Origin of the sequence: Streptomyces sp. NPDC042638 (assembly GCF_040647235.1) — a bacterium.
GTDB lineage: Bacteria > Actinomycetota > Actinomycetes > Streptomycetales > Streptomycetaceae > Streptomyces > Streptomyces rameus.
In genome coordinates this window covers 33,178-51,604 of sequence record NZ_JBEZBT010000051.1, presented here as the reverse complement: position 1 = coordinate 51,604, position 18,427 = coordinate 33,178, and the positions used below count along the sequence as shown (strand labels likewise).

The following is an 18,427-nucleotide window of genomic DNA, read 5'->3' as shown; positions in this document are numbered from 1 at the left end:
GTGGCCACCGCCGGCCTTAGATGGTGAGGATCACTGTCGGCGAGCAGGGGCGGCAGGCGACCGGAGCGGGTGCGATGAGGGTACTGGTGATCGGCGGCGGCATCGCGGGGACCGCGTCCGCCCTGGGGCTGCACAAGGCCGGCTTCGACGTCACCGTGTTCGAGGCCCACCCGGACACGGCCGAGGACATCGGCGCCTTCCTCACCCTGGCCGGCAACGGGATGCGCGCACTGGCCCAGCTGGGCGCCACGGACGCCGTCACCGCCGTCGGTTTTCCGCTGACTTCGCTGCGGCTGCTCGACAGCGAGGGCGCCGAGGTGACGCACGCACCGCTCGGCGAGGCGGACGACCCCGCCCTGCGCTACCGCTGTCTGCGCCGCGGCGAGCTGAGCGCGGCCCTCCAGGGCGAGGCGGTCCGGCGCGGCATCCGGCTGCGCCACGGCGCCCGGCTGGTGTCCGTGACGGACGGCCCGGACGCCGTCACCGCCCACTTCGCCGACGGCACCACGGCCACCGGCGACCTGCTCGTCGGAGCCGACGGACTGAACTCGGCCGTACGCGGACTGCTGATGCCCGAGGCGCGCCCGGTGTACGCCGGCCAGCGGGTCTACTACGGCTACACCCGCGACGCGGCGGGAGCCGGCCCGGACGGCACCATCACCATGGTGCGGGGCAGCGCGACCGCCTTCGGGTACGCGGTGTCCCCGGCGGGGGAGGCGTACTGGTTCGCCCGGGCCGGCGGCGAGCCGCTGCCCGCCGGGGCGACCGCCGCGCCGTCCGCCGTGCTGCGCGGGCAACTGCTGCCACTGCTGCGCGAGGACGCCACGCCCGCCGCCGGCCTGGTCGACGCCTCCACCGGCACGATCATGGTCACCAACGCCACGGAACTGCCGCCCGGCACCGCCTGGCACACCGGACGCGTCCTGCTCGTCGGCGACTCGGCCCACGCGGCCTCGCCGGCCACGGGCCAGGGAGCCTCGATGGCCCTGGAGGACGCCGTCGTCCTGGCCAAGGCGCTGCGCGACCTGCCCGACCCCGGTACCGCCTTCGCACAGTACGAGCGGCACCGCCGGCCGCGGGTGGAACACAACATCACCGTCAGCGGCGGCCTCTCCCGCGGCACCCGCGCCCCGTCCGGCCCGGCCGGCGCCACGGCCCGCCCCGCCGGCCCGGACGAGCGGCTCATCCGCCAACTGGCCTGGCACACGCCACTGTCCGACGTCCCGCCCGAGCCGCGCTGACCCGGCGGGCGCGGAAGGGGCCCGTGCAGCGCACCCGTGCGCGCACGTGGTCGTCCAGAGCGGTATTCACGCACGAAAGTGCAAGAAGGGGAGTGCGGGAGTCCATTGCCGGAGCGTCGCAGCCGCCGGATCGTTCCGGTGCAACCGGCCCTTCGGCAACTAGGAGCTTCCGTGCGACTGTTGAGCAGAGCAGGCGGTGCCGTGGCCGCGGCCCTCGCCCTCGTCCTGGGCGGCGGCACCGCGTTCCCCGCGCGGGCCGCGTCCCCGGCCGGCGCCGGCTACACCGTGACCGTGGGAACCCCGGTGCCGTTCACGCACCCCACGGACACTCCCGCCACCCCCTACCTCGACCGGGACGGCACCTTCCACTACCAGCAGTCCGCCGCGCTCTACGGCGCCGACGACCCCCGGGTCTGGGACTTCTACACGGGCAAGGACTTCGACTCCGCGACGTACGACAGGAAGCTCAGCGAGGCGGTGAACCCGGCCAACCCCGCCGACCGCAACGACGACACCACCTGGCGCTGCAACAACAGCCCGACCGGCCGCGAGTCGACCTACGCCCCGAGCGGGTCGGGCTACGCGCAGCGGAACTACTGCGACCTGTCCGGCGTGTGGATCGACCCCGACACCGGTGACTGGTACGGCCTGGTGCACAACGAGTTCACACCACAGCCGTTCGGCGACGGACTGCACTACGACGCCATCGACTACGCCGTCTCCACCGACCGGGGCCGCACCTGGACCATCAAGGACCATGTGATCACCTCGCCGTACAGCACGAAGCGCGGGGACACCACGGCCTTCCCGCACCAGACGTACTCCTACGGCGACGGCGACCAACGCCTGTTCGTCGACACCGCCTCCGGCTACTTCTACGTCTACTACGGCTCGCGGATCATCGACAAGAGCGGCGGCTGGAAGGCGTTCCACGAGCACGTGGCCCGCGCCCCCATCGCGGCGAAGATGGCCCCCGGCTCCTGGCGCAAGTGGTACGACGGCGCCTGGACCCAGCACGGCACGGGCGGCCGGGAGAGCGGCATCGTCCCCGTCGACGCGAGCCACCCCACCGGCTACACCCCGGTCGCCGCCGAGTACGACCCGGCCAACACCGGCACCGCCGCCGAGCAGATCGCGGCCGGCAAAATGCCCCCGACCTCCCCGCTGTTCGTGCTGAACATCGCCTACGACGCCTATCTCGGCCGGTACATCGGCACCCCGCAGGCCGTCGACCAGAGCGGCGACGCACCGCAGTACCTGTACGCCACCGACGACCTGGCCACCCAGAAGTGGGAACTCATCGGCGACACCGGTGACTACACCACCGCCTCCTGGTACCGCTGGTTCCTGGACGGTGCCAGCCGCACCGGCTCCGCCGTCGTCGGCAAGTCCTTCCGCGCCTACTGCTCCTTCGGCTGTTCCCACGGCTCCTCCGGCGAGTACGCCGACCTCACCGTCGCCTCCTCAACGCCGGCCGCCCCGCCCGTGGACACCGCCCGCGGGTACCGCATCGCCGGCGGCACGGGCAGGATCCTCGCACAGACGTCCGGCGGCTCCGCCGTCACCTCGGTGGCGCGGTCCGCCGGCTCCGCCCGTGCGGAATGGTCCTTCACCCCGACGGGCGACGGCGCCTTCACGCTCACCAACGCGGCGACCGGCGGGCTGCTGGGCGTCGACTCCGCCAGGACCGCCGGCCGGGCCTGGGGCGCCAAGCCCACGGTCACGCCGGCCCGGACCGGCGGACCGGCCGTCGGCCGGCAGTGGTTCGTGCTCCCCGCCTCCTCCGGCGGCTACCGGCTGGTCAACCGCTACAGCGGCCTGGTCCTCGGCCTCTCCGCCACCTCCGGCCGCCTCGCCGAGACCACCCCGCCGCGCACGTGGACGGACACCGCGACCGGCTCCCTCGGCGACGGACGCACCGCGGCCGAACAGACCCTCTCCTTCACTCCCACCGGCGTCTGAGTCCCGTCGGCCGGAGCGTCGCGGCGCCGCGGAGCCGACTTCCGCGATCTCCCGTGACGCCCCGGCCGGCTGCTCCGTATCCTGCCTCCATGCCGATCAATCGCGGGGAGTCCGACGCCGAACTGTCCGTGGCCGCGGCCCGGGCCGGAGCGGCGGTGGTGCGGGAACTGTACGGCCGGCGCCTGGAGCGCTACGAGAAGTCCGGCGGCGACTTCGCGACGGCGGCGGACCTCGCCGCCGAGCGGGCCGTCCTGGAGGTCCTGCGCGCCGCCCGCCCCGGGGACGCGGTCACGGCGGAGGAGAGCGGTCGCACCGGCGCCGCGGGTGCCGACCGCCGCTGGCTGGTCGACCCCCTGTGCGGCACGCTCAACTACGCCGTGCAGAGCATGCTCGTCGGCGTGAACGTCGCCCTGCGGGTGGGCCGGGAGGTCACCGCGGCGGCGACGGCCGACCCCTTCAGCGGCGAGGTGTTCTGGACCGACGGCGAGCGGGCCCGGGTCCGCCGGGACGGAGCCGACGCGGAGCTGACGCCCACGGCCGGGTCCGCGCTGGTGGACGTCAACCTCGACCCGCCGTTCCCCAACGCGCCCGGCTTCCGGGCGGCCCGCCTGCTCACCGACCCCGGCTTCGCGGAGCGGTTCCGGCCCCGCGTGATCTCCAGCAGCCTCGCGGTGGCCTGGGTCGCCGCCGGACGCCGGGCCGCCTACGTCACCGACGGCGCCCCGGCCGACAGCGTGCACTTCGCCGCGGGCATCGCGCTGTGCCGCGCGGCGGGCTGCACGGTGACCGGCCTGTACGGCGAGCCGCCGCACACCGGCGCGGGCGGCCTGATCGCCGCGGCCGACGCCGACACCCACGCCGCGCTGCTGGAACTGGTCGAGAGGCAGCGGACTCCGGCGCGTTGAGCCGGAGTTGAAGGAGATGCCTTCCGAAGGCTTGTGGCCCGCTTGGTTCATCACTTAAATCAAAACATGAACTAAGCCATGGGGTCGGCCCCTTCGACCCCGCAGCCCTCTGGAGCCGCCGCATGAGATGGAGATCCCTGGGCGTCGCGCTGTCCGCCACGGCCGCGCTGATCGCCCTGCCCGCCACGCACCCCTCGGCCACCGCGGCCGAAACCCCCCTGTCCCAGGGGAAGACGGCCACCGCGTCGTCCCAGGAGAACAGCGGTACCGCCGCCCCCCAGGCCGTCGACGGCGACACCGGCACCCGCTGGTCCTCGGCCGCGGGCGACGACCAGTGGCTCCGCGTCGACCTGGGCGGCGCCGCCACCGTCACCCGGGTGGTCCTGAACTGGGAGGCCGCCTACGGCAAGGACTACAAGGTCCAGATATCCGCGGACGGTGACACCTGGAACGACCTGAAGTCCGTCACCGGCTCGGACGGCGGCGTCGACACCCTCGACGTGTCCGGGCAGGGCCGCTACGTCCGGATGCTCGGCGTCCACCGGGCGACCCAATGGGGCTACTCCCTCTGGGAGTTCCAGGTCTTCGGCAGTACGGACGGCGGCCAGGCGAACTGCGGCACCGCCAACGCCGCCCGGGGCAGGACCGCGACCGCCTCCTCCACCGAGAACGCCGGCACCCCCGCCTCGGCCGCCTTCGACGGCAGCACCACGACCCGCTGGTCAAGCCAGGCCGCTGACCCGCAGTGGCTCCAGGTCGACCTCGGCTCGGTCCAGGACCTGTGCAAGGTCGACCTCACCTGGGAGGCCGCCTACGGCAAGGACTTCCAGATCCAGGCGTCCTCCGACGGGCAGAGCTGGAGCACGCTCAGAAGCGTCACCGGGGCGAGCGGCGGCACGGCGTCCTACGACGTCAGCGGCTCCGGCCGGTACGTCCGGATCTACGGCACCGCCCGCGGCACCGGCTACGGCTACTCCCTGTGGGAGGTCGCCGTGCACACCGGCACCACCGGCGCCCCGCCGGTCGAGGGCGGCGGCGACCTCGGCCCGAACGTCATCGTCGTCGACCCCTCCACACCCAACCTCCAGCAGAAGTTCGACGACGTCCTCGCCAAGCAGGAGTCGGCCCAGTTCGGCACCGGCCGCTACCAGTTCCTGCTCAAGCCCGGCACCTACAACGGCATCAACGCGCAACTCGGCTTCTACACCTCGATCTCGGGCCTCGGTCTGAACCCCGACGACACCCAGATCAACGGCGACGTCACCGTCGACGCCGGCTGGTTCAACGGCAACGCCACCCAGAACTTCTGGCGCTCGGCGGAGAACCTCGCCATCACGCCGTCCAACGGCACCGACCGCTGGGCGGTCGCACAGGCCGCACCGTTCCGCCGTATCCACGTCAAGGGCGGCCTCAACCTCGCGCCCAACGGCTACGGCTGGGCGTCCGGCGGCTACATCGCCGACTCGAAGATCGACGGCACGGTCGGACCGTACTCCCAGCAGCAGTGGTACACCCGGGACAGCTCGGTCGGAGGCTGGACCAACGGCGTGTGGAACATGACGTTCTCCGGAGTCCAGGGCGCACCCGCGACCAACTTCGACAGCGGCCCGTACACCACGCTGGACACCACCCCCGTCTCGCGTGAGAAGCCGTTCCTCTACCTCGACGGGTCCGCCTACAAGGTGTTCGTCCCCGCCGAGCGAACGAACGCCCGAGGCGTCTCCTGGCCCGCGAACGCGGGCACGTCGCTCCCGCTCGACCAGTTCTACGTCGTCAAGCCGGGTGCGACGGCCGCCACCATCAACGCCGCCCTCGCCCAGGGCCTCAACCTCCTGTTCACGCCCGGTGTCTACCACCTCGACCGGACCATCGACGTCACCCGTGCCAACACCGTGGTCCTCGGCCTCGGCCTGGCCACCCTGGTCCCGGACAACGGCGTCGACGCCGTGCACGTCGCCGACGTCGACGGCGTGAAGCTCGCCGGCTTCCTCATCGACGCGGGCCCGGTCAACTCCGCCACCCTGCTGCGGATCGGTGAGCCCGGTTCGGGCGCCGACCACTCCGCCAACCCCACCACCATGCAGGACGTGTTCATCCGCGTCGGCGGCGCCGGACCCGGACTCGCCACCGACTCCGTGGTGGTCAACAGCGACGACGTCATCATCGACCACACCTGGATCTGGCGCGCCGACCACGGCAGCGGCGTCGGCTGGGACACCAACCGCGCCGACTACGGCCTGCGCGTGAACGGCGACGACGTCCTGGCCACCGGCCTGTTCGTCGAGCACTTCAACAAGTACGACGTCTACTGGAACGGAGAACGCGGCCGGACGATCTTCTTCCAGAACGAGAAGGCGTACGACGCCCCGAACGCCGCCGCCGTCACCCACGACGGCATCACCGGCTACGCGGCCTACAAGGTCGCCGACTCCGTCACCACCCATGAGGCGTGGGGACTGGGCAGTTACTGCAACTACACGGCCGATCCGTCGATCGTCCAGCAGCACGGCTTCCAGGTGCCCGTGACCCCGGGGATCAGGATGCACGACCTGCTGGTGATCTCCCTCGGCGGCCAGGGCCAGTACGCCCACGTCGTGAACAGCACCGGCGCGCCCACCTCGGGGACCAGCACGGTCCCCTCCAAGGTGACGTCCTTCCCGTAGCACGCACCGCGTCCCGTACGGAGACCGCCTGTCCGTACGGGACGCCGGTCAGCCGTCGGACAGGGTCCGGTGCGGAGCCCGGCGGTAGGTGTCCCGGTACAGGGACGCGAAGCGGCCCGGGTGGTGGAAGCCCCACCGGGCCGCGATCCGCGTGACCGTCACCCCGTCGCCGGGGCCGGCCGTCACCAGGTCGCGATGCGCGTGCGCGAGCCGTACCCGGCGCAGCTGGGCGAGCGGGGTGGTGTCCAGGTGACGGCGGAAGGCGTACTGCAGCGCCCGTACGGTCACATGGGCGGCGCCGGCGATGTCGGCGACCGTCACGGGCTGGTCCGCGTGGTCGTCGATATAGGCGAGGGCGCGGCGCAGCACCGCCGGACGCACCGTGTCACGATCGGCGCCGGCGGGCTCGTCCAGCGCCGTGTTGGGGAACGCGGCCAGTACGCTCGCCGCCAGGTGCTGGGAGGCCGTGGCGGCTATCAGCGGCTGGTCCGCGATCTCCGGATCGCTGAGCACCGTGTCGCGCAGATGGATGATCGTCCGCTTCAGGTGCTGCGCCGCCGCCGCGGACCGCGGCCGGGTGGCCGGTCAGCCGCACCGGGCGCGAGCCGCCCGGACCCGTGGCCACCTGGGAGAGCAGGGCGGGGTCCAGCATGGTGATGTTGTAGCGGGCGTTGCAGATCCGTTCCGCGTACGGCAGGTCCGGCGGGGCGAACAGCACCACGTCACCCGGACCGAAGGAATCCTCGACGCCCTGGAAGCCGTGGTCCCGCACGGTGCCCTCGTGCACCACGCACAGGCAGACGCGGCCCAGCGGCGTCACCGAGTAGTCCATCTCGAAGTCCAGCGCCAGCTCGTCGACGCTCACCGAGGGCACGCCGGTGCGGCGGATCGACGCCCGGGTGGAGCCGGGGGTGCCGCTGGCGATGCGCATCCTGGCGTAGGCCCGGCTGAGGAAGTCCTCCGTCACGTCCAGGTCGTCGCTGTCGAAGGTGAGCGATTCCATGGGCCCCAAATGCCCCCTCATGACCCGTCCATGTCCCCGCTGACCAGCGACTTTTCGTTTTCTGGACTGCGGCACGCCCGGTCGTTCGCCTGGCGGCTGTCGCCGGCCCACCCGGCTGCGCAGGGTGATCTCATGATCGGACGTGACGAGCAGACGACGGACCAGCCGAAGGCGCTGCGGGAGGAGGTCGCCCAGCTGCGTCAGGCACTGGCCTCGCATGCCCTGATCGACCAGGCGATCGGTGTCGTCATCACCGTCTCCAGACTGCGTCCGGAGCAGGGCTGGGACGTCCTGAAGCACATCTCGCAGCACACCAACACCAAACTGCGGGAGGTGGCGCGCTGCCTGGTGGAGTGGCCGGCCCGCGGCACGCTCCCGGACGTGATCCGCGGCGCGTTGCCCGCCGCCGTCGAGCACGCGCGCACCCGCACCGGCGCCGCCGGCCGGGAGGACGACCTGGAGGTCCGCTGCGGCCGCCCGGGCTGAACGACGCCGGCCCGCCGGGTTCGGGGCGCCCGCCGGGTGCGACACGGGGGATGCGGCATCGACGACGTGCCGCTCATCGTGGACGAGGCGTGGGACGCCCACCTTCCAGACACCGTCGAACGGCAGCCCGCCGTGGACCTGCCCGAGCCCCGCGCCCTGGAACTGGAACAGGCGTCCTGCCCCGCGACGCGTTCTTCCGGCCCGCCGAACAGATGCCCGCCGAACGGGCCGTGGGCCGCGAAGCCGCCGAGACGCTCAGCCCCTACCCGCCGGGCGTGCCGGTGGTGGCGCCGGGCGAGGTGATCACCGAGGAGATCGACCGGTCCGGGCCACGCACTCGCGTGACCGGCCCCTTTCGAACTGCGCCGGCCGGTGTCTGCGCCTAGGGTGGCCTGTGCGGGCGGCCGGGTGTGCGCCTGCCCGGGTCAAGAAGCCGGCCCTGCGGATGAAGACGTCCTCGGCAGGGGGCACTTGGCCCTGCCGGCGGTCCCCGGGTCCGGACCAGTGCGTCCGGCGGGCCAGCCATCCCGGCAACTCGACACGAGACGGCCCGACTTCACCCCGACCGGGAATCCACCGCGGTTCCCGGTTTCGGACGCCCCGGCCCGGGGACCTCGGTAGGAGGCCGTCCGCGGCCCCCTTCATCCAGGTTTCACCCGAAACGACCATGACCTCGGCCGTATGCCCCCGGTGTGGCCACCGCGCATCGGGACACCGACCTCGCCCGCGCCGGGCCCCGTGACCGTGACCAGCGAAGGAATTGCCACTGATGAGCGAGACGAACCCCCTGAAGCGAGCGGCGGACAAGGTGGTGGACGCCCTGCAGGGAGAACCCGCGGGCCCGGAGGACGGCATCCCCGGCAAGCCGGGGCCCGAGTCGCCGCAGGTCGCCGAGCCGACCCAGCCCCACGAGCCGTACCCGCCCAAGCCCGACCAGACCGGCCCGGACACCGTCTCCCCGACCGGGCAGCCCACCGGCGCCGACCAGGCCCGGATGGCCCAGAGCGGCAGCTATCTGACCAACGCCCAGGGCACCCGGCTGTACGACACCGACCACTCGCTCAAGGCGGGGCCCCGCGGCCCGGTGCTCCTGCAGGACCACCACCTGCGCGAGAAGGTCATGCACTTCGACCACGAGCGCATCCCCGAGCGCGTGGTCCACGCCCGCGGCGCCGGGGCGCACGGCGTGTTCCGCAGCTACGGCACGGCGGCGAACGTGACCAAGGCGGCGTTCCTCTCCGAGGACGTCGAGACACCGGTGTTCGTCCGCTTCTCCACCGTGCTCGGTTCCCGGGGTTCGGCCGACACCGTCCGCGACACCCGGGGCTTCGCGACGAAGTTCTACACCAGCGAGGGCGTCTTCGACCTGGTCGGCAACAACATCCCGGTGTTCTTCATCCAGGACGCGATCAAGTTCCCGGACGTCATCCACGCCGGCAAGCCCCACCCGGACCGGGAGATCCCCCAGGCGCAGAGCGCCCACGACACCTTCTGGGACTTCGTCACCCTGCACACCGAGGCCACCCACCACACCCTGTGGAACATGTCCGACCGGGGCATCCCGCGCTCGTACCGCACGATGGAGGGCTTCGGCGTCCACACCTTCCGCCTGGTCAACGCCGCCGGCGAGACGACTCTGGTGAAGTTCCACTGGAAGCCCAAGCTGGGCGTGCACTCCCTGGTGTGGGAGGAGGCACAGATCATCAACGGCGTCGACCCCGACTTCCACCGCCGGGACCTCGCCGACGCCATCGAGGCGGGCGCCTACCCGCAGTGGGAGTTCGGCATCCAGACCTTCCCCGACACCCCCGACCAGACCTTCGAGGGCATCGACCTGCTGGACCCGACGAACATCGTCCCCGAGGAACTGGCCCCCGTGCAGCCGATCGGGCTGCTCACCCTCAACCGCAACCCCTCGAACTTCTTCGCCGAGACCGAGCAGGTCGCCTTCCACGTCGGCCACCTCGTCCCCGGCATCGACATCACCGACGACCCGCTGCTCGCCGGCCGTCTCTTCTCCTACCTGGACACCCAGATCACCCGTCTGGCCGGACCGAACTTCCCGCAGATCCCGATCAACCGGCCGCACGCCCCCGTCAACGACATGCTGCGCGACGGCTTCCACCAGACGGCCGTGCACCGGGGTGTCGCCCCCTACCGCCCCAACTCCCTCGACGGCGGCTGCCCGTTCACCGCGGGCGCCGACATGGGCGCCTACGTCGAGACCCCCGTGCGCGTCCCCGAGGCCACCAAGGTCCGCGAGGCGCCGGAGTCGTTCAACGACCACTTCAGCCAGCCGCGCCGGTTCTGGCTGAGCATGAGCCCGGTGGAGCGCGAGCACATCATCGGCGCCTACAGCTTCGAACTCGCCAAGTGCTACGAGCAGGCCATCCGGGAGCGGGCGCTACTGGTGCTGGCCAACATCGACCCGGAGCTGTGCGCGGGCGTCGCCGCCGGCCTGGGCCTGCCCGCCCCCGAGCCGACCGTGCCCCTGGCCGACGTCGAGCCCAGCCCCGCCCTCTCCCAGGTCGGGCACACCTGGCCCACCGACGGCCGCGTCATCGGCATCGTCACCGGCCCCGACGGCGACCTCGACGGCGTACGCACCGTACGCCAGGAGGTCCTCGACAGCGGTATGGTCCCGCTGATCGTCGCCCCGGCCGGCGGCACCCTCGGCGACGGCGCCCTGACCGTCCAGCGGACCTACGCCACCGCACGCTCGGTGGAGTTCGACGCGCTGCTGGTGGCGGGCACCCCCGGCGTGGGCGCCGACGCCTACGGCGCCCGGGACGCCAAGGCGGGCCAGCCCGGCTTCCAGCAGGCCACCCCCGACCCGCGCGTGGGGCTGCTGCTGTCGGAGGCGTTCCGGCACGGCAAGGCCATCGGCGCCGCCAAGGGCGGGGACGCCGCGCTGGAGGCGGCCGGCATCCCGCTCGACGCCCCCGGAGTGATCGCCGGCGACACCGCCTCCGCCGTGCTCCAGCAGCTGGTCCAACTGCTCGGCGCCCACCGGGTCTGGGAACGCTTCCCGTCCGCCGCCTGACCGGACGGCAGCCTCGGCAGGCGTCCTGACACGCGACTGTGCGCCGGCCCCCGCCACCGGGGACCGACGCGCAGGCCGTTCACGGCCCGGTGGTGCGGCAGAGCAGCAGACAGATGTCGTCGTCGTGCTCGGAGTCGTGCAGCATCGGCTTGAGCAGCGAGTCGGCCGCCGCGTCCAGGTCCGCCATATCCGCCGCGCCCAGCGCCCCCATGGCCTGCGCCAGCCGGTCGATACCCGCGTCGATCCCGGCGGACCGCCGCTCCACCAGACCGTCCGTGTACAACGCGAGGGTGGACCCCGCCGGCAACTCGACGCTGTGCTCCTCGTACTCGTACGGCAGCGGGACCCCCAGCATGATCCCCGGCTTCGCCTCCAGCACCCGCACCCCACCGCCGGGGTCGCGGGCGACGGCGGGCGGATGCCCGGCGGCGGCCCACACCACCCCGGGCTCACCGGGCGTGACCCGGGCGATGGCGCAGGTCGCGTACAGCTCCGGTTCCTGGTGGCGGAGCATCCGGTGCAGCAGGGTGAGGATCCGCGCCGGACCGTTGCCCTCGACGGCGTAGGCGCGCAGCGCGGTGCGCAGCTGGCCCATGATGACCGCCGCGCGCAGCCCGTGCCCCGTCACGTCCCCTATCACCGCCAGCACACTGCCGTCCGGCTGCGGAAAGGCGTCGTACCAGTCGCCGCCGATGTTCAGCCCGTGCGTCGCCGGCAGATAGCGTGCGGCCAGCGCCAGCCCCGGGGTGGTGGGCAGTTCGGTCAGCTGGGCCCGTTGCAGAGCCTCGGCGACGTCCCGGTGCTGCTCGTACTGGCGGGCGTTGTCCAGGGCGATGCCCGCCCGGCGGGCCAGCTCCAGCAGCATCACGGTCGTGTCCGGGTCGAAGCGCTCGCCGGGCGCGGCCAGGGTCAGCACACCCTGCACCGTGCGCGCGCCCAGCGGCAGACACAGCAGCGGCCGGTCCGGGAAGAGCGCCGAAGCCGGCAGGTCGTCCACGCCCGGGAGTTCACCGAGGTGGGGGCTCGCGTGCTGGGGACGGCCGGTGCGTGCCGCCGTCACCGTGGCCGCCGCCCGGCCGCCCGGCGGGGTCTGCTCGTCGTCCGCGAGCCACACGTCGACGTGCCGGGCGTACTCCGGGACCAGCAGCTCGGGCAGCCGGCGCAGGATGTCCTCGTGGTCGAGGGAGGCGTTGAGGACGGCGCTCGCGTTGGCCAGGAAGGTCAGCAGCCGGCGGGCCTTCTCCGCCTCCGCGCGCGCCGCCCGCTCGGCGTCGAGGAGTTCACGCTGTGCCAGCGCCGCCGCCTCCAGCTCGGCGTGCAGCGCCAGCACACCCTGGTTGGTCTGGTGCAGCTCCTCCCGGTGCAGCCGCAGCAGCTCCTCCGTCTCGGCCAGGCTCGCCAGCAGGGCGGCGGCGTCCTCGTCGGCGCCCAGCAGCGCCTCGGCGAGCGAGGCGTCGGCCGGGGCGGGGAGCGGGCCGGGCACGGGGGAGGGGCAGTCCAGCGTGTGCTGCCAGGGCTCCGGCCCGCCGAGGGCGAGACGCAGCCGGCCGTCGGTCTCGGCGGTCACGGTCAGTTCCGTGCCGCCCGCGTCGAGGGCGCCGCGCAACCGGGGACCGAGGTCGGTCAGGAAGCGGGCGCGGTCGAGCGCGGGTACCCCGGCGTCCGCGGCGAGCCGCGCGAGCAGGGCACGGGCGCGGGCCGCGTCGGCCGCGGAGGCGATGGTCCAGTTCTCGGTGGTGGCTGTCATGGGTGCCGGTCCGGCGGTCGGGGGGCCAGTACGGCCACGCTGGTGTCGTCGCGTACGGGGCGGGCGGGGCTGCCCGCGTCGCGCAGGATCGCCGCGGCCACCACCGACGGGTCGTGGGCGAGCAGCCGGGGGTCCTGCGGCGGCGTCCAGCGGCTGGGCAGCCCGTCGCTGTGCATGACGAGCAGACTGTCCCGCTGCCACGGCACCCGGCGTACGGGGACGTGCCCCGGGAAGTACGCACCGACGATCCCCGGATGGGAGACGAGGGACGTCCAGGAGTCCCCGGTGCGTACCCGGGCTTCCACGTTGCCCACTCCGGCGAGGCTGAGTTCCGCCCGTTCCGTGTCCACCTGGGCCACCGTGACCGCCGCGCCCCGGGTCGGCCGCAGCGCGGTGTGCAGCCGGCGCAGGATCTCCGCGGGCGGCAGATGAGCGGTGCGGTGCAGCTCCGCCACCGCCGCGGCCGAGGCGTGCGCGGCCTTCGGGCCGTGCCCGAGGCCGTCCGCGAGCAGCAGCGTCAGCAGCCCCCCGGAGCGGGCCCAGGTCCAGGCGTCACCGCACTGCTCGGCCTGGCCGAGGGCGACGGCGATCCCGCCCGCGGGCAGCTGTGCCGTACGTGCCCCGCGCTCGCCGGGCTCCGGGTCCACCCGGGCCGTCGCCACCGTCCCCCGGCCCGGCACGCTGTACAGATGGAAGGCGCCGGCACTGCGCCGGCAGCTGCCCAGGCCCGCGCCGAGCGAGCCGGGGGCGGTGGAGTGTCCGTCCCGCAGCGCGGCGTCCACGTCGGCGATGCCTGGCCCGTTGTCCAGCGAGAACAGCTGCACGGACCGGCCGGCTCCGCCCTCCGCGGGCGCCACGAGGTTCGCCACCATACGGCCCCCGCCGGCGTGCTTGAGCAGGTTGGTGGCCAGCTCGGTGGCGACCAGCTCCGCGATCGCCGTGCGTGGCGGAGCCAGTCCCGCCGCGGCGCACGCCTCCCGGGCCGCGATCCGGACGTCCCGGACCCGGGTGGAGTCGTGCACCGGGATCTCCCATACCCGGCTCATGCCACCCCCGGACGCGAGGCGGGCATCTGGGTCACCCAGGCGACGGCCGTGACGGTCGTGCCCCGGCCGGGCTCGGTGTCGACGCTGAACTCCTGCACCAGCCGTCTGGCACCGCTCAGCCCGAGTCCCAGGCCGCCGCCGGAGGTGTAGCCGTCGGTCATGGCCAGCTCCAGGTCGCGGATGCCGGGCCCGCTGTCGATGAAGCGCATCCGCAGACCGCGGGCACGGCCGTTGTCCAGCGGTGTGATCTCGACCTGCCCGCCGCCGCCGTGCACCAGCGTGTTGCGGGCCAGCTCACTGGCCGCCGTCACCAGTTTGGTCTGCTGCACCAGATTGAAACCGAGCCCCGCCGCACACTGCCGCACCTCCTGGCGGACCCAGGCCAGATCCGCGTCCGAGCCGATGGGCAGGCTCGTCGCGGACGCCTGGCCGGACCCCTGCATCAGCTCCCCCTCTGGGACAGCAGTTCCATGGCGCGGTCCACGTCGAGCGCGGTGACCAGGCCGGGCAGCGTGAGGCCCAGCTCGACCAGGGTGATCGCCACCGCGGGGCGCATCCCGGCCAGCACCGTACGGGCCGCGAGCAGCCGGGCCGTGGAGGCGATCTCCGCGAGCACCCGGCCGAGGAACGAGTCGACGATGTCCACCCCGGAGATGTCGATCACCACACCGGTCACCCGACTGGTCGAGATACGGCTGGTGATGTCGTGCTGCAGCTGCTCGGCCATGCCGTCGTGCAGCTCCCCCTGCAGGGAGACCAGCAGGACGTCGCCCAGGGCGAGCACCGGGACCTGGGACGCCGGCTGACCGGGAGTGGACTGGATCACCGGGCACTCGCACCCGCGTCCGCGCGGGAGACCTCGATGCCCTGCCGGCTCAGCGCGTAGGCGAGCGCGTCGGCGAGCGAGGACCGGGTGAGCACCGAGCCCAGGTCGATGCCGAGCTGCACGATGGTCTGCGCGATGGCCGGGCGGATGCCGGAGACGATGCACTCGGCGCCCATCAGGCGGGCCGCGGCGACCGTCTTCATCAGGTGCTGCGCGACGAGCGAGTCCACCGTCGGCACCCCGGTGATGTCCAGGATCGCGTACCGGGCCCGTTGCTCGACGATGGCCTCCAGCAGCGACTCCATCACGACCTGGCTGCGCGCGCTGTCCAGCATCCCGATCAGCGGCACGGCGACCGTGCCCTCCCACAGCTTGATGACGGGCGTGGCCACCTCGAGCAGCTGCTGCCGCTGCCGCTCGATCAGCTCCGCGTTCGCGTTCAGCGCCGTCTCCATCACCACCAGGCGCAGGGTGCCCATCAGCAGGGTCAGCGCCAGTGCGCATTCCTGGGCCCGCGGGGCCGCCGGGTCGGCGAACTCCTCGCGCAGCAGGTCGACCACGGGTACGCGCAGGACGGCCACCTCGTCGGCGATCTGGGCCGGCGTGGAGCCGCTGCGGGACCGGGTCGCGGTCATGCGCCCGAGCTGGTCGCGTACGGAAGCGAAGCCGGGCGCCTCGATGTCCTCCAGCCGTCCGCTGACGGCCACTTCGGACAGCGCCTCCACCACGGCCTTGCACGCCTCGACCGCCTCGTCGCGGGAGACGGTGAAGACCGTGCGGAACAGGGGTGCGTCGGCCCAGCGCTGGGCGATCTGCTCCTTGCGCCGTTCCAGGAAGGTACTCACCACCTGCGGCGCCGACTCGGCCGCGTCCTGCTCGGGCACTGTCATCCTCTCCTCTCGCGCACCCGGGTGCGCCGATCGGCCGGCTTCCCCGGGCCGATCATCGTCGACCGCCCACCGTAACTTCCGGCGCCCGACCTGGCCAATCCCGCTCGATTCGCCCCGCCGGAGCCCCAAGGACCTTGAAAGGAAAGGTGGTTGGGGTTCTCGGGGGATGCCGGGCGGGGCGGTGACAGGGCCGGGCCCCGGAGCCGGTCCCGCGTCACCGGGTACGCCCGCGAAGGGCTCGCGCCGGGGCCGGTACCCGGGCTCGGTCCGGTACCCGGGCTCGTTCCGGGGGCCGTGGGCGCGTCCGGGAGCCCGAGGCGCCGGGTGCCGTACGGAAGGCCGCGCACGAACCGGAGAGGCCGGCCGGACCACGGGGTGGTCCGCGGTGCCATGGCTCCCGGCACCGTGGTCCGCGTGGTGGTGGTCCGACTGACCGTGTTCCGCCTCGCCGTGGTCCGGCTGGCCGTGGTCCGACGCGGCGTGGTCCCACTGGCCGTGGTCCGCCTCGCCGTGGTTCGACTGGCCGTGGTCCGACTGGCCGTGGTTCGACTGGCCGTGGTTCGACTGGCCGTGGTCCGACGCGGCGTGGTCCGGCTCGCCGTGGTCCGACGCGGCGTGGTCCCACTGGCCGTGGTCCGCCTCGCCGTGGCCCGAAGCGCCGTGGCCCGCCGTGCCGTGGCCGGACGTGGCGTGGCCCGGCGGCGGGCAGGGGCGGGCGACGGGGCCGCCGTCGGCCGCCGGCTCCCCCGGGTCTGCTTCCCGCCCACGTCGACTCGGCTCCTTGGGTGCGTTCGAACGGTGCCGGCCTGGCGGTGTGCGCCGCCGGGCCGGTGTCGGTCAGGCGCCTACCCCGAAACCGGCGGGACTCTCCTCGCTGTTACGGACATCACCCTCGCGTGCGACCGGCCCGGGTCCGCCGGCCGGTGACGCGCACGTCAGTCGCGCGCCGCCGCCGCGACCTCCCGGCCGGCCGGGACCGGCTCCGGCGGCACGACCGGCCGGCGGCGGCGCAGCAGCAGTCGCCGCGCCGGGCGCTCCACCGCCTCGTACAGCACCCAGGACAGGCCGAGCGACACGCAGAACACGGCCGTGGTGACGGCCACGCCCGGCAGAGCGCCGAAGTGCGGCTTCGTACCGAGCAGGGAGGTCGAGGCGCGCAGCACCAGAAGATGGATCATGTAGAAGGCGAACGACAGCTCCCCGAGCCGCACCACGGGCCTGCGCCGCCACAGGGACGGCAGCCCGTGCAGGTCCGCCACCGCCGCCGCCGGGATGAGCAGGGCGAACCCGGTGATGGTGCACACGGTGGCGGGATAGCCGCCGTGCGTGGCCTGCGGGACCAGGAAGTAGCCGATGACGGCCAGGGCGAGCGACGCCTCCAGGCCGGGGCCGCGCCAGCGCCCGAGCAGCACCAGGCGGGCGGTGACCGCGCCCAGCACGAACTCGGGCAGCCGCGCGGCCGGGAACGAGTAGATCGACTGGGACCACCAGTGGTGGGCGTCCGCCCGGGCCAGCACCAGGAGCGCCACCACAGCGAGCGCGCCCAGGGCGGTGCAGCCGCGTGCGCCCAGCCGGCGCAGCAGCAGGATCAGCAGCGGGAAGGAGGCGTAGAAGAACGCCTCGCAGGCCAGGGACCAGCTCACCGGGTTCAGCGTCTGCCACCACGGATGCCACCAGGAGTGCAGCAGCAGCGCGTTCGCCAGGGCCTGCTTCGGTGTCGGCTGTGCCTGCTGCGTGAGCGTGTACGCCATGACGAACGCGACGGCGAGGGTGACCAGGTGCACCGGGTAGATCCGCGCGACACGCCGCCACCAGAAGGCGAGCACCCGGTCGCGGGGCCGCGCCGACCAGGTCAGCACGAATCCGGACAGCACGAAGAAGAAGGACACCCCGGTGGCGCCTGGAGCGAAGGCCCAGGACACCAGGCGGCCAGCCTCGCCGCCGAAGTACCCGAAGTTGGTCACGTGCAGGCCGAACACCAACAGCGCCGCCATCCAGCGCAGTCCGGTGAGAGACGGCAGGGAGGGGAGGGCGCCCGGTGGGGAGGACCCGGCGGTCGCCGCGCCGGTCGGGGCGGCCGGCGTCCGGAGGGCCCGGGTCGTCGCCGTGGTCATCAAATCACCTGCTGCTGGAGGTTCGCGTGGGGCATGAAGGGGAATGTTGCCCGTTCACCCCTGGTTCATCACGTCGAATGGCAAACATCACACCGCTGCCGAACGACGGGCCGCCCGCCCTGCCACCGACGGCGGGCGCGGGCGCATCCGCACGAGTGACGGCTCCTCGGAAGACCGGCACCGCGCTTCGGCCGGCGGCACCGCGATGTGGGGTGGGGGACGGCTGTGGACGGGCGGGAAGCGGTGCGGAGCAGCGGAAAAGGGCAAGGGAGTTTGGTCCGGCCGGGGGGCCGGGGGCATCGGGATCTCCGGCGGCCGGTGCCTGTCAGGCGGCCGCCCCCGGCCGGCCCAGGGCCTTGATCAGCTGATCCCGGGTCATCTTCGAGCGGCCCGGCACACCGGCGGCGGCCGCCCGTTCGTACAGCTCGGCCTTCGACAGGGCGGCCAGGTCGTCGGTCCGCCGACGGCGCGGGGACTTCTCCCGGGCCGGGGCGTCTTTCC

The 18,427-nt window shown here is 73.4% G+C and carries 14 protein-coding genes and 1 pseudogene; 7 read left to right on the top strand and 8 right to left on the bottom strand.

The window, feature by feature from the left end:
• Nucleotides 1-74: 74 nt before the first annotated feature.
• The 4 genes from AB0B40_RS30600 to AB0B40_RS30585 all read left to right on the top strand — a co-directional run bounded on the left by AB0B40_RS30600 (nt 75) and on the right by AB0B40_RS30585 (nt 6,771).
• Nucleotides 75-1,241 carry an FAD-dependent oxidoreductase gene (locus AB0B40_RS30600; RefSeq protein ID WP_362266758.1) on the top strand — a complete coding sequence of 389 codons (1,167 nt, stop codon included), beginning with the start codon at nt 75-77 and terminating at the stop codon, nt 1,239-1,241.
• A 171-nt stretch (nt 1,242-1,412) separates the two neighbouring features.
• Nucleotides 1,413-3,203 (top strand): RICIN domain-containing protein, encoded by a 1,791-nt coding sequence (locus tag AB0B40_RS30595; RefSeq protein WP_362266756.1) that lies wholly within the window; start codon nt 1,413-1,415, stop codon nt 3,201-3,203.
• An 89-nt stretch (nt 3,204-3,292) separates the two neighbouring features.
• A complete protein-coding gene (locus AB0B40_RS30590) occupies nt 3,293-4,108 on the top strand; it encodes an inositol monophosphatase family protein (protein ID WP_345057641.1) in 816 nt (271 codons plus the stop codon).
• A 122-nt stretch (nt 4,109-4,230) separates the two neighbouring features.
• A complete protein-coding gene (locus AB0B40_RS30585) occupies nt 4,231-6,771 on the top strand; it encodes a discoidin domain-containing protein (RefSeq protein WP_362266754.1) in 2,541 nt (846 codons plus the stop codon).
• 48 nt (nt 6,772-6,819) lie between these two features.
• Here AB0B40_RS30585 and AB0B40_RS30580 read toward each other — a convergent pair whose 3' ends face one another.
• Nucleotides 6,820-7,152 carry a helix-turn-helix transcriptional regulator gene (locus AB0B40_RS30580; protein ID WP_362266752.1) on the bottom strand — a complete coding sequence of 111 codons (333 nt, stop codon included), beginning with the start codon at nt 7,150-7,152 and terminating at the stop codon, nt 6,820-6,822.
• A 4-nt stretch (nt 7,153-7,156) separates the two neighbouring features.
• Nucleotides 7,157-7,774 carry a hypothetical protein gene (locus tag AB0B40_RS30575; protein WP_362266750.1) on the bottom strand — a complete coding sequence of 206 codons (618 nt, stop codon included), beginning with the start codon at nt 7,772-7,774 and terminating at the stop codon, nt 7,157-7,159.
• 132 nt (nt 7,775-7,906) lie between these two features.
• On the opposite strand from AB0B40_RS30575, the gene AB0B40_RS30570 reads away from it, so the two are divergent.
• The 3 genes and pseudogenes from AB0B40_RS30570 (at nt 7,907) to AB0B40_RS30560 (ending at nt 11,303) form a co-directional block, all read left to right on the top strand.
• On the top strand, nt 7,907-8,260 hold the full coding sequence (locus AB0B40_RS30570) for an ANTAR domain-containing protein (protein WP_345057650.1): 354 nt from the start codon (nt 7,907-7,909) through the stop codon (nt 8,258-8,260).
• A gap of 108 nt (nt 8,261-8,368) precedes the next feature.
• Nucleotides 8,369-8,577, top strand: a pseudogene (locus AB0B40_RS30565) (ornithine decarboxylase); the annotation flags it as partial.
• A 452-nt stretch (nt 8,578-9,029) separates the two neighbouring features.
• Complete coding sequence (locus tag AB0B40_RS30560; protein ID WP_345057653.1) at nt 9,030-11,303, top strand: catalase; 2,274 nt, start codon at nt 9,030-9,032, stop codon at nt 11,301-11,303.
• Nucleotides 11,304-11,382: 79 nt separating this feature from the next.
• Here AB0B40_RS30560 and AB0B40_RS30555 read toward each other — a convergent pair whose 3' ends face one another.
• The 6 genes from AB0B40_RS30555 to AB0B40_RS30530 all read right to left on the bottom strand — a co-directional run bounded on the left by AB0B40_RS30555 (nt 11,383) and on the right by AB0B40_RS30530 (nt 17,926).
• On the bottom strand, nt 11,383-13,050 hold the full coding sequence (locus tag AB0B40_RS30555) for a GAF domain-containing SpoIIE family protein phosphatase (protein ID WP_362266748.1): 1,668 nt from the start codon (nt 13,048-13,050) through the stop codon (nt 11,383-11,385).
• Nucleotides 13,047-14,096 (bottom strand): SpoIIE family protein phosphatase, encoded by a 1,050-nt coding sequence (locus tag AB0B40_RS30550; RefSeq protein ID WP_362266747.1) that lies wholly within the window; start codon nt 14,094-14,096, stop codon nt 13,047-13,049. Before AB0B40_RS30550 ends, AB0B40_RS30555 begins: the two co-directional genes overlap by 4 nt.
• Nucleotides 14,093-14,539, bottom strand: coding sequence for an anti-sigma regulatory factor (locus AB0B40_RS30545; protein ID WP_345057661.1), 447 nt, complete (start codon nt 14,537-14,539; stop codon nt 14,093-14,095). Before AB0B40_RS30545 ends, AB0B40_RS30550 begins: the two co-directional genes overlap by 4 nt.
• On the bottom strand, nt 14,539-14,922 hold the full coding sequence (locus AB0B40_RS30540; RefSeq protein WP_345057663.1) for an STAS domain-containing protein: 384 nt from the start codon (nt 14,920-14,922) through the stop codon (nt 14,539-14,541). The genes AB0B40_RS30545 and AB0B40_RS30540 overlap by 1 nt, the downstream gene beginning before the upstream one ends.
• Nucleotides 14,919-15,812: an STAS domain-containing protein gene (locus AB0B40_RS30535; protein WP_345057666.1), complete on the bottom strand. Its 894-nt coding sequence runs from the start codon at nt 15,810-15,812 to the stop codon at nt 14,919-14,921. The genes AB0B40_RS30540 and AB0B40_RS30535 overlap by 4 nt, the downstream gene beginning before the upstream one ends.
• Before the next feature lie 935 nt (nt 15,813-16,747).
• Nucleotides 16,748-17,926, bottom strand: coding sequence for an acyltransferase (locus AB0B40_RS30530; protein ID WP_362266744.1), 1,179 nt, complete (start codon nt 17,924-17,926; stop codon nt 16,748-16,750).
• Nucleotides 17,927-18,427 lie beyond the last annotated feature (501 nt).

Coding starts and splice junctions, on each gene's coding strand:
- AB0B40_RS30600 (WP_362266758.1), top strand. CDS start 75: ATGAGGGTACTGGTGATCGGCGGCGGCATCGCGGGGACCGCGTCCGCC.
- AB0B40_RS30590 (WP_345057641.1), top strand. CDS start 3,293: ATGCCGATCAATCGCGGGGAGTCCGACGCCGAACTGTCCGTGGCCGCG.
- AB0B40_RS30585 (WP_362266754.1), top strand. CDS start 4,231: ATGAGATGGAGATCCCTGGGCGTCGCGCTGTCCGCCACGGCCGCGCTG.
- AB0B40_RS30575 (WP_362266750.1), bottom strand. CDS start 7,774: ATGGAATCGCTCACCTTCGACAGCGACGACCTGGACGTGACGGAGGAC.
- AB0B40_RS30570 (WP_345057650.1), top strand. CDS start 7,907: ATGATCGGACGTGACGAGCAGACGACGGACCAGCCGAAGGCGCTGCGG.
- AB0B40_RS30560 (WP_345057653.1), top strand. CDS start 9,030: ATGAGCGAGACGAACCCCCTGAAGCGAGCGGCGGACAAGGTGGTGGAC.
- AB0B40_RS30555 (WP_362266748.1), bottom strand. CDS start 13,050: ATGACAGCCACCACCGAGAACTGGACCATCGCCTCCGCGGCCGACGCG.
- AB0B40_RS30550 (WP_362266747.1), bottom strand. CDS start 14,096: ATGAGCCGGGTATGGGAGATCCCGGTGCACGACTCCACCCGGGTCCGG.
- AB0B40_RS30545 (WP_345057661.1), bottom strand. CDS start 14,539: ATGCAGGGGTCCGGCCAGGCGTCCGCGACGAGCCTGCCCATCGGCTCG.
- AB0B40_RS30535 (WP_345057666.1), bottom strand. CDS start 15,812: ATGACAGTGCCCGAGCAGGACGCGGCCGAGTCGGCGCCGCAGGTGGTG.
- AB0B40_RS30530 (WP_362266744.1), bottom strand. CDS start 17,926: ATGACCACGGCGACGACCCGGGCCCTCCGGACGCCGGCCGCCCCGACC.